This window comes from Streptomyces sp. NPDC028368, assembly GCF_055565615.1.
On record NZ_JBVHTY010000011.1, the window covers coordinates 293,939 to 304,491 of the forward strand.

Here is a 10,553-nt window from a genome sequence, read left to right on the forward strand (position 1 = left end):
GCAGAAGGTCCGTTGCCACACGGGCAACGGACGCAGACGAGGAGATATTCCTGGTGGAGAACGAGACCCACTACGCCGAAGCCGTGATCGACAACGGTTCCTTCGGCACCCGCACCATCCGCTTCGAGACGGGCCGCCTGGCCAAGCAGGCCGCCGGTTCCGCCGTGGCGTACCTGGACGACGACACCATGGTGCTGTCGGCCACCACCGCTTCCAAGAACCCGAAGGACCAGCTGGACTTCTTCCCGCTGACCGTCGACGTCGAGGAGCGGATGTACGCAGCCGGGAAGATTCCCGGTTCCTTCTTCCGCCGTGAGGGCCGTCCCTCCGAGGACGCCATCCTCACCTGCCGGCTCATCGACCGGCCGCTGCGTCCCTCGTTCAAGAAGGGCCTGCGCAACGAGATCCAGATCGTCGAGACGATCATGGCGCTCAACCCCGACCACCTCTACGACGTGGTCGCCATCAACGCCGCCTCCTGCTCCACGCAGCTGGCCGGTCTGCCCTTCTCCGGCCCGATCGGCGGCACCCGTGTCGCCCTGATCAACGGCCAGTGGGTCGCCTTCCCGACGCACACCGAGCTCGAGGACGCCGTCTTCGACATGGTGGTCGCCGGCCGCGTCCTCCCGGACGGCGACGTCGCGATCATGATGGTCGAGGCCGAGGCCACCGAGAAGACCATCCAGCTGGTCAAGGACGGCGCCGAGGCCCCGACCGAAGAGGTCGTCGCCGCCGGTCTCGAGGCCGCCAAGCCCTTCATCAAGGTGCTGTGCAAGGCCCAGTCGGACCTCGCCGCCAAGGCTGCGAAGCCGACCGGCGACTTCCCGGTCTTCCTCGACTACCAGGACGACGTCCTGGAGGCGCTGACCGCCGCCGTCAAGGACGAGCTCGCCCAGGCGCTGACCATCGCGGGCAAGCAGGACCGCGAGGCCGAGCTGGACCGCGTCAAGGCCGTGGCCGCCGAGAAGCTGCTCCCGCAGTTCGAGGGCCGCGAGCGCGAGATCTCCGCCGCCTACCGTTCGCTGACCAAGTCCCTCGTGCGCGAGCGCGTCATCAAGGACAAGGTCCGCATCGACGGCCGCGGCATCACGGACATCCGTACGCTCGCCGCCGAGGTCGAGGCGATCCCGCGGGTGCACGGTTCCGCCCTGTTCGAGCGTGGCGAGACCCAGATCCTGGGCGTCACCACCCTCAACATGCTCCGCATGGAGCAGCAGCTGGACACCCTTTCCCCGGTGACCCGCAAGCGCTACATGCACAACTACAACTTCCCGCCGTACTCCGTCGGTGAGACCGGCCGCGTGGGCTCGCCCAAGCGCCGCGAGATCGGCCACGGCGCGCTGGCCGAGCGCGCCATCGTGCCGGTGCTGCCGACCCGCGAGGAGTTCCCGTACGCGATCCGCCAGGTCTCCGAGGCGCTGGGCTCCAACGGCTCGACGTCCATGGGCTCGGTCTGCGCCTCCACCATGTCGCTGCTGAACGCCGGTGTGCCCCTCAAGGCCGCCGTCGCCGGTATCGCCATGGGCCTGATCTCCCAGGAGATCGACGGCCAGACGCACTACGTCGCCCTCACCGACATCCTCGGTGCGGAGGACGCCTTCGGCGACATGGACTTCAAGGTCGCCGGCACCAAGGAGTTCGTCACCGCGCTGCAGCTCGACACCAAGCTCGACGGCATCCCCGCCTCGGTCCTGGCCGCCGCGCTGAAGCAGGCCCGCGACGCGCGTCTGCACATCCTGGACGTCATGAACGAGGCCATCGACGTCCCGGACGAGATGTCCCCGAACGCCCCGCGGATCATCACGGTCAAGATCCCGGTGGACAAGATCGGTGAGGTCATCGGCCCCAAGGGCAAGATGATCAACCAGATCCAGGAGGACACCGGCGCCGACATCACGATCGAGGACGACGGCACCATCTACATCGGTGCCTCCGACGGCCCGGCCGCCGAGGCCGCCCGCGCCACGATCAACGGCATCGCCAACCCGACCATGCCGGAGGTCGGCGAGCGCTACCTGGGTACGGTCGTCAAGACCACCACCTTCGGTGCGTTCGTCTCCCTGCTCCCCGGCAAGGACGGCCTGCTGCACATCTCGCAGATCCGCAAGCTGGCCGGCGGCAAGCGCGTCGAGAACGTCGAGGACGTGCTCGCGGTGGGTGCCAAGGTCCAGGTCGAGATCGCCGAGATCGACCAGCGCGGCAAGCTCTCCCTGATCCCGGTCATCGAGGGTGAAGAGGACGACACGAAGGACGACGCCGCCAAGTGACGTCCCGTACGCACACGACGACGGCCCGCACCTCTTCGGAGGGGCGGGCCGTCGCCCGTACCCAAACGCTTCTCAAGGGCACCGCGGGCGCCGGCACGGTCCGCCGGACCACCCTCCCGGGCGGTCTGCGCATCGTCACCGAAACCCTCCCGTCGGTCCGCTCGGTCACCTTCGGGATCTGGGCGCACGTCGGCTCCCGCGATGAGACCCCGTCCCTCAACGGCGCCACGCACTACCTGGAGCACCTGCTCTTCAAGGGCACCGAGCGGCGCAGCGCACTGGACATCTCCTCCGCCATCGACGCGGTCGGCGGCGAGATGAACGCCTTCACCGCGAAGGAATACACCTGCTACTACGCGCGGGTGCTGGACGCCGACCTGCCGCTCGCCATCGACGTGGTGTGCGACATGCTCACCGGCTCGCTGATCGAGCCCGAGGACGTGGACGCCGAGCGCAACGTCATCCTCGAAGAGATCGCGATGACCGAGGACGACCCGGGCGACTGCGTGCACGACCTGTTCGCGCACACCATGCTCGGCGACACCCCGCTCGGCCGCCCGGTCCTGGGCACCGTCGACACCGTCAACGCCCTCACCCCCGAGCGCATCCGCCGCTTCTACAAGAAGCACTACGACCCCACGCACCTCGTCGTCACGGCCGCGGGCAACATCGACCACGCCAAGGTCGTCCGCCTCGTCCGCCGCGCCTTCGAGCAGGCCGGGGCACTGGACCGTACGGATGCCACCCCGGTCGCCCCCCGCGCGGGCGCCCGGAACATCCGCACCACCGGCCGCGTCGAACACCTCAGCCGCAAGACCGAGCAGGCGCACGTCATCCTCGGTATGCCCGGAATGTCCCGCACGGACGACCGGCGCTGGGCCATGGGCGTACTGAACACCGCCCTCGGCGGTGGCATGTCGTCCCGCCTCTTCCAGGAGGTCCGCGAGAAGCGCGGCCTGGCCTACAGCGTGTACTCCTACACCTCGGGCTTCGCCGACTGCGGGCTGTTCGGCGTCTACGCGGGCTGCCGCCCCAACCAGGTGCACGACGTACTCAAGATCTGCCGCGACGAACTCGACAAGGTGGCGGCCGACGGCCTCACCGACGACGAGGTCCACCGCGCGATCGGCCAGCTCCGCGGCTCCACCGTCCTCGGCCTGGAGGACACCGGCGCGCTGATGCACCGCATCGGCAAAAGCGAGCTGTGCTGGGGAGATCAGATGTCGGTCGACGAGATGCTCGCCCGGATAGCCGCCGTCACCCCCGACGAGGTACGCGAGGTAGCCGGCGAGATCCTGGGCACCCGCCCCTCGCTGTCCGTCATCGGCCCGCTGAACGACCGGCAGGCGGCCCGCCTGGACGACGCCGTCGCCTAGCCGCCGTACCACCTAGAGAGAGCTGGAAACGATGAGCAAGCTGCGCGTGGCCGTGCTGGGTGCCAAGGGGCGCATCGGCTCCGAGGCCGTACGGGCCGTCGAGGCCGCCGAGGACATGGAGCTGGTCGCGGCCCTGGGCCGGGGCGACAAGCTGGAGACGCTGGTCGAGAACGGTGCCCAGGTGGCGGTCGAGCTGACCAACCCCGGCGCCGTCATGGGCAACCTCGACTTCTGTGCGCGCCACGGCATCCACGGTGTGGTCGGTACGACCGGCTGGACCGACGCGCGCCTCGCGCAGCTGCGCACCTCGCTCGCCGCCTCCCCCGAGGTGGGCGTGCTCATCGCACCGAACTTCTCCATCGGCGCGGTGCTGACCATGCAGTTCGCTCAGCAGGCGGCCCGCTTCTTCGAGTCCGTCGAGGTCATCGAGCTGCACCACCCGAACAAGGCGGACGCCCCGTCCGGTACGGCGGCCCGCACGGCCCAGCTGATCGCCGCCGCCCGCGAGAAGGCGGGCAGCGCGCCGCAGCCGGACGCCACGACCACGGCGCTGGACGGCGCCCGCGGCGCGGACGTCGACGGCATCCCCGTCCACTCCGTACGGCTGCGCGGGCTCCTGGCGCACCAGGAGGTGCTGCTCGGCGGTGAGGGCGAGACGCTCACCATCCGCCACGACTCCCTCCACCACAGCAGCTTCATGCCGGGCATCCTGCTCGGTGTGCGCCGCGTGGTGACCACTCCGGGCCTGACCGTGGGCCTGGAAAACTTCCTCGACCTGGGCTGACAGGCAATACCCACCGTGCGCGCAAAGATCACCTATTTCGTTCTGGCGGCCGTTCTCGTCGTCTACTTCGTGCTGGTCGGCAGCCGCGGCGTGCTGCTCATCGAGCAGGGCACCGCGGTCACCGTCGCCTTCGGGGCCGCCGTCCTGATCCTGCCGTTCATCGGCCTGTGGTTCCTCTGGCACACCACCCAGTTCGCCCGCAAGGCCGGCCTCCTCTCGCGCGAGCTGGAGGCCGAGGGCGGGCTGCCGGTCGATGAGCTGCGGCGTACCCCCGGCGGCCGGATCGACCGGGACTCGGCCGACGAGGTCTTCGCCAAGCGGCAGGCCGAGACGGAGGACGCGCCCGGCGACTGGCGTACGTGGTTCCGGCTCGCGGTGGCCTACCACGACGCCCGGGACACCCCGCGCGCCCGCAAGGCCATGCAGCGCGCCATCGCCCTGCACGACAACAAGCCCGTACGGACCTGAGTCCGTACGGGCTGGGGGCCTCTTGGCGGGCGGCTAGCGGCGGTACTCCGCCGCCCATGCCTCCAGCACATCCGCCGCCCGCTCGAACGCCTCGGGACGGGACTGGAAATCGCCGTTACGGTCCGTGAGCAGGATCCGCGGCTGCCCGGTCGGCAACCGGTGGACGATCAGGGCCTGGCCCTGCACGGTCCGCGGCAGCCCCAGCCAGCGCACCGGCTGCTGCACCGTACGGACCGAGGCGATGGCGCTCCACGGCTCCGTCGTCGTCCGCAGCAGACACACCTGCCGCAGACCGCTCGCGCTCACCCACACCCCCACGCGCAACAGGCGCAGGGAGAGGGCGATCACCAGTGCCGCCACCGCCGCACAGACCGCGGCCCCGGTGAGCGAACCCGCCAGCCCGATGATCATCGCCGACAGCAGAATGAACGAAGCGAGCAGTAAAAACACCGCCGCCGTCCCCACCCGCCACGGTCCTGGGCGGTAGGGACGGCGCCAGTGGTGGGGCTCGTCGTGCGGGAGTGCGGCCGGATCCGCCACACGGCCTTGGCCGTCGAGATCACGGTCGGCCGTCAGAAAGGGCAGGGGCACGGCTGGACCTCACTCATGATCACGCAGACGGAAGCTGTGACCGGTGAGGCTATCGGGCCGGACGGAGCACAACCACTCGGTGCCGCACTCCGTCCGGTCCGGTCAGCGGTGCGAGGCCTCGGACTGATGCACCCGGCTCGGCCCGGAGCTGTCCTGCTGCAGCGACGGAATGCCGAACAGCAGGGCGCCGGCCAGGCCGCCCACGACGGTGAGGGTGATCAGGGACTGGCCGAGAAGCTGCGCGCGGGAGGCGCGCTGGCGTGGCGGGGGAGTGACATTGCTGCGGAACCGGTCTGCCTCGGCAACGAAGGCGAACGGGACGGGCTCTCGCCGGCGGAACATGAGCGGGCTCTCCTAGGAACCTCGAAGTGGGCACTGTCACAGGGTTAGACGTCTCTGTCGTCCGATTGGTGCCCGTTTTCAGTGAGTTCTGTGAAAAATATCAACCGCCGGCTCGGCCCTCGCTACGGGGGGTCCGTTTTGCTCGCCTAACAGTGCATCAGATGTCATTTCCTGAGCTTTTCTCGCGTTCCTCACGTTCCTTCGGCTTTCCCCGGCTGTCAGTGGCGGGCCGTAGGCTGGGCGCCGCACGAGGATCGAACGGAAGGAACCGCCGGTGTCCCACACCCCCGCCGAGAGCACTGAGAGCACGGACAGTGCAGCCGCCAGCTTCCGGAGCGAGGTGACGGTCGAGCTGGTCAAGCACAGCGCGGCCGACAGCGACGTGCTGTGGGCCGCCCGGGTCTCCACGGCCGGCGAGCAGTCACTGGAGGAGCTCCAGAAGGACCCCGAGCGCTCCAAGGGCCTGATCAACTACCTCATGCGGGACCGGCACGGCAGCCCCTTCGAGCACAACTCCATGACCTTCTTCATCAGTGCGCCGATCTTCGTCTTCCGCGAGTTCATGCGGCACCGCGTCGGCTGGTCGTACAACGAGGAATCCGGCCGCTACCGTCAGCTGGAGCCGGTCTTCTACGTCCCCGGCGAGTCCCGCAAGCTGGTCCAGCAGGGCCGCCCCGGCAAGTACGAATTCGTCGAGGGCACCCCCGCGCAGCACGAGCTCACCACCCGCGTCATGGAGGACACCTACCGCCAGGCGTACGACGCCTACCAGGAGATGCTCGCCGCCGGCGTCGCCCGCGAGGTGGCCCGCGCCGTCCTCCCCGTCGGCCTCTTCTCCTCGATGTACGCGACCTGCAACGCCCGCTCTCTGATGCACTTCCTGGGGCTGCGTACGCAGCACGAGCTGGCGCAGGTCCCCTCCTTCCCGCAGCGCGAGATCGAGATGGTCGGCGAGCAGATGGAGGCCCAGTGGGCCAAGCTCATGCCGCTCACGTACGGCGCATTCAATGCGAACGGCCGCATTGCGCCGTAAAGCGCCAGGCGGCAGGCCGGACACCACGCGCTGCGGCACTGGCGTGCGAGGTGTCCGGATTGCGGCGCTTTGAGAAGTTCATCTACTCTGAACGAACGGACCCGGCACTGCTTGAACCCCCGAGCAGGCAGTGCCGGAGTCCACATCCCTGCTCCCCAGAGGCGCACCCCGGGGTGCGCTACGAGTAGCGTGGGACCCATGGCTCCGACTTCCACACCGCAGACCCCCTTCGGGCGAGTGCTGACCGCCATGGTCACGCCGTTCACGGCGGATGGCGCACTCGACCTCGATGGCGCGCAGCGGCTCGCCGCCCATCTGGTGGACGCCGGCAACGACGGTCTCGTCGTCAACGGCACCACCGGAGAGTCCCCGACCACCAGCGACGCCGAGAAAGCCCAGCTCGTACGCGCCGTGGTCGATGCGGTCGGAGACCGCGCCTTTGTCGTCGCCGGAGCCGGCACCAACGACACCCGCCACAGCCTCGAGCTCGCCCGCGCCGCCCAGGACGCCGGCGCACACGGCCTGCTCGCGGTGACGCCGTACTACAGCAAGCCGCCGCAGGAGGGCCTGCTGCGCCACTTCACGGCCATCGCGGACGCCACCGAGCTGCCCGTCATGCTCTACGACATCCCCGGCCGCAGCGGCGTCCCGATCAACACCGAGACCCTGGTCCGGCTCTCCGAGCACCCGCGGATCGTCGCCAACAAGGACGCCAAGGGCGACCTCGGACGCGCCAGCTGGGCCATCGCCCGCTCGGACCTCGCCTGGTACAGCGGCGACGACATGCTCAACCTCCCGCTGCTCTCCGTCGGCGCCATCGGCTTCGTCTCCGTCGTCGGCCATGTCGTCACCCCCGAGCTGCGCGCCCTGCTGGACGCCCACCTCAACGGCGATGTCACCAAGGCCACCGAGATCCACCAGAAGCTGCTGCCCGTCTTCACCGGCATGTTCCGCACCCAGGGCGTCATCACGACCAAGGCCGCGCTCGGACTCCAGGGCCTGCCCGCCGGTCCGCTGCGCCTGCCCCTGGTGGAGCTCTCCCCCGAGGAGACCGAACAGCTCACGCGCGACCTCGCCGCCGGCGGGGTACAGCTCTGATCACAGACTTCACAACTGAATACGGACCAACAACCGCCACATAGCAAGTGCACGAATGTCATGCGCGCCACGTGCCTCGACGGCAGCGTGGCGCGCGTGGTGAGGAGAGTCTTTTGAGTCATCCGCATCCCGAGCTCGGCGCCCCGCCGAAGCTTTCCAAGGGCGGCCTGCGGGTCACCCCCCTCGGCGGCCTGGGTGAAATCGGCCGCAACATGACGGTCTTCGAATACGGCGGCCGGCTGCTGATCGTCGACTGCGGAGTGCTGTTCCCCGAGGAGGAGCAGCCCGGAATCGACCTGATCCTGCCGGACTTCTCGTCCATCAGGGACCGCCTCGACGACATCGACGGCATCGTGCTCACGCACGGCCACGAAGACCACATCGGCGGTGTCCCCTACCTCCTGCGCGAGAAGCCGGACATCCCCCTCATCGGCTCCAAGCTGACCCTCGCCCTGATCGAGGCCAAGCTCCAGGAGCACCGGATCCGTCCCTACACGCTGGAGGTCGCCGAGGGCGAGCGCGAGCGTCTGGGCCCCTTCGACTGCGAGTTCGTCGCGGTCAACCACTCCATCCCGGACGCCCTGGCCGTGGCCATCCGCACCCCCGCGGGCATGGTCGTGCACACCGGCGACTTCAAGATGGACCAGCTCCCGCTGGACCGTCGTCTCACCGACCTCCCCGCCTTCGCCAGGCTCGGCGAGGAAGGCATCGACCTTCTTCTCTCCGACTCCACGAACGCCGAGGTCCCGGGCTTCGTCCCGCCCGAGCGCGACATCTCCAACGTCCTGCGCACGGTGTTCGCGAACGCCCAGAAGCGCATCATCGTGGCCAGCTTCGCCAGCCATGTGCACCGCATCCAGCAGATCCTCGACGCGGCCCACGAATACGGCCGCCGGGTCGCCTTCGTCGGCCGCTCGATGGTCCGCAACATGGGTATCGCCCGTGACCTGGGTTACCTCAAGGTCCCGGCCGGCCTGGTGGTCGACGTCAAGACGCTCGACGACCTTCCCGACGAAGAGGTCGTGCTGGTCTGCACCGGCTCCCAGGGCGAGCCCATGGCGGCCCTGTCCCGCATGGCCAACCGAGATCACCAGATCCGCATCGTCCCCGGCGACACGGTGATCCTGGCCTCGTCCCTCATCCCGGGCAACGAGAACGCGGTCTACCGCGTGATCAACGGCCTGACCAGGTGGGGCGCGAATGTCGTCCACAAGGGCAACGCCAAGGTCCACGTTTCGGGCCATGCCTCGGCCGGCGAGCTGCTGTACTTCTACAACATCTGCAAGCCGAAGAACCTCATGCCGGTGCACGGTGAATGGCGCCACCTGCGCGCCAACGCCGAACTCGGCGCCCTGACCGGCGTACCGAAGGACCGCATCGTCATCGCCGAGGACGGCGTGGTCGTGGACCTCGTCGACGGCGTCGCAAAGATCGTCGGCAAGGTCCAGGCGGGCTATGTCTACGTCGACGGCCTCTCGGTCGGCGATGTCACCGAGGCCCACCTCAAGGACCGCCGCATCCTCGGCGACGAGGGCATCATCTCGGTCTTCGTGGTCGTGGACAGCAGTACCGGCAAGACCGTCGGCGGACCGAATATGCACGCCCGCGGCTCCGGCATCGACGACGCGGCCTTCTCCGCCGTCATCCCGAAGATCGAAGAGGCCCTGGCCAAGTCGGCCCAGGACGGCATCACCGAGCCCCACCAGCTTCAGCAGCTGATCCGCCGCTCGGTCGGCAAGTGGGTGTCGGACAACTACCGCCGCCGCCCGATGATCCTCCCGGTGGTCGTCGAGGTCTGACGCACGGACTCGTACGACGGTCCTCAAGTCGGAGCGGGGCGCCCGGATTTGCATCCAGGCGCCCCGCTCCAGTACGTTTACGGCTCCTCCTGAACGGGAAGCGCCACACGCTTGCGCGTACGGTGCTCCTCGCCAAAGGGAGCGAAATTCCGACCCAGAGCAATCTGTTAAAGTCGGAAAAGCCGAAAGGCAGCCCCCTCCGACGGGGAATCGGAACCGAAATTCGACCGGAAACGGCGAGGCCCGGATCTGATAAAGTCGGAAAGGCCGGAAAGCGAAAGCCGGAAGGCCAACCCCGCTCCAACAGGGGGCCAGAGACGGAAACGGATCTGGTAAGGTTGGAAACGCGAAGAAGCCGAAAGGCGGAAACGCACCGGCGAAAATCAGGACCGCGAGGATCTGATAGAGTCGGAAACGCAAGACCGAAGGGAAGCGCCCGGAGAGCCTGGTGAAACAGGCACAAAGGAAGCGTCCGTTCCTTGAGAACTCAACAGCGTGCCAAAAGTCAACGCCAGATATGTTGATACCCCGTCTACCGGAAACATCCGGTGGATGAGGTTCCTTTGAAAGTCCTACCGACACACTGTGCCGGTAGGCAATACACAGCGAGGACGCAGTGAACGAGAGGGCTTATTCCGCCCACTCGTTCCGCTCAACGCGAGTGTCACCCGCAGTTTTTAATTAAACGCAGTCGGGTAAGCATTCACGGAGAGTTTGATCCTGGCTCAGGACGAACGCTGGCGGCGTGCTTAACACATGCAAGTCGAACGATGAACCTCCTTCGGGAGGGGATTA

9 protein-coding genes and 1 rRNA gene are annotated in these 10,553 nt (G+C 68.1%); 8 read left to right on the forward strand and 2 right to left on the reverse strand.

From position 1 onward, the window contains the following. Window positions 1–53: 53 nt before the first annotated feature. Genes ACZ4S3_RS25810 through ACZ4S3_RS25825 form a run of 4 tightly spaced genes read left to right on the forward strand, consistent with a single transcriptional unit; the run spans window position 54 to window position 4,895 of the window. A complete protein-coding gene (locus tag ACZ4S3_RS25810; protein ID WP_467938034.1) occupies window positions 54–2,267 on the forward strand; it encodes a polyribonucleotide nucleotidyltransferase in 2,214 nt (737 codons plus the stop codon). Beyond that, window positions 2,264–3,643, forward strand: a complete 1,380-nt coding sequence (locus ACZ4S3_RS25815) for a M16 family metallopeptidase (protein WP_467938036.1) — start codon at window positions 2,264–2,266, stop codon at window positions 3,641–3,643. Before ACZ4S3_RS25810 ends, ACZ4S3_RS25815 begins: the two co-directional genes overlap by 4 nt. Before the next feature lie 31 nt (window positions 3,644–3,674). Next, window positions 3,675–4,427 carry a 4-hydroxy-tetrahydrodipicolinate reductase gene (dapB, locus tag ACZ4S3_RS25820; protein ID WP_467938038.1) on the forward strand — a complete coding sequence of 251 codons (753 nt, stop codon included), beginning with the start codon at window positions 3,675–3,677 and terminating at the stop codon, window positions 4,425–4,427. Window positions 4,428–4,442: 15 nt separating this feature from the next. Then, window positions 4,443–4,895: a hypothetical protein gene (locus ACZ4S3_RS25825; protein ID WP_467938040.1), complete on the forward strand. Its 453-nt coding sequence runs from the start codon at window positions 4,443–4,445 to the stop codon at window positions 4,893–4,895. A gap of 33 nt (window positions 4,896–4,928) precedes the next feature. Here ACZ4S3_RS25825 and ACZ4S3_RS25830 read toward each other — a convergent pair whose 3' ends face one another. After that, window positions 4,929–5,486, reverse strand: coding sequence for a hypothetical protein (locus tag ACZ4S3_RS25830; RefSeq protein WP_467938042.1), 558 nt, complete (start codon window positions 5,484–5,486; stop codon window positions 4,929–4,931). A 102-nt stretch (window positions 5,487–5,588) separates the two neighbouring features. Further along, complete coding sequence (locus tag ACZ4S3_RS25835; RefSeq protein ID WP_467938044.1) at window positions 5,589–5,828, reverse strand: hypothetical protein; 240 nt, start codon at window positions 5,826–5,828, stop codon at window positions 5,589–5,591. Window positions 5,829–6,102: 274 nt separating this feature from the next. On the opposite strand from ACZ4S3_RS25835, the gene thyX reads away from it, so the two are divergent. The 4 genes from thyX to ACZ4S3_RS25855 all read left to right on the forward strand — a co-directional run. Continuing rightward, complete coding sequence (gene thyX, locus ACZ4S3_RS25840; RefSeq protein ID WP_467938046.1) at window positions 6,103–6,861, forward strand: FAD-dependent thymidylate synthase; 759 nt, start codon at window positions 6,103–6,105, stop codon at window positions 6,859–6,861. A gap of 198 nt (window positions 6,862–7,059) precedes the next feature. Further along, window positions 7,060–7,959, forward strand: coding sequence for a 4-hydroxy-tetrahydrodipicolinate synthase (gene dapA / locus ACZ4S3_RS25845; RefSeq protein ID WP_400070107.1), 900 nt, complete (start codon window positions 7,060–7,062; stop codon window positions 7,957–7,959). A 113-nt stretch (window positions 7,960–8,072) separates the two neighbouring features. Further along, window positions 8,073–9,758: a ribonuclease J gene (locus ACZ4S3_RS25850; protein WP_467938049.1), complete on the forward strand. Its 1,686-nt coding sequence runs from the start codon at window positions 8,073–8,075 to the stop codon at window positions 9,756–9,758. A 702-nt stretch (window positions 9,759–10,460) separates the two neighbouring features. After that, a 16S ribosomal RNA gene (locus tag ACZ4S3_RS25855) occupies window positions 10,461–10,553 on the forward strand; the annotation flags it as partial.

Bases quoted from the DNA above. Each gene is read 5' to 3' on its own strand.
- ACZ4S3_RS25835 (WP_467938044.1), bottom strand. From the start codon at position 5,828: ATGTTCCGCCGGCGAGAGCCCGTCCCGTTCGCCTTCGTTGCCGAGGCA.
- dapA (WP_400070107.1), top strand. From the start codon at position 7,060: ATGGCTCCGACTTCCACACCGCAGACCCCCTTCGGGCGAGTGCTGACC.
- dapB (WP_467938038.1), top strand. From the start codon at position 3,675: ATGAGCAAGCTGCGCGTGGCCGTGCTGGGTGCCAAGGGGCGCATCGGC.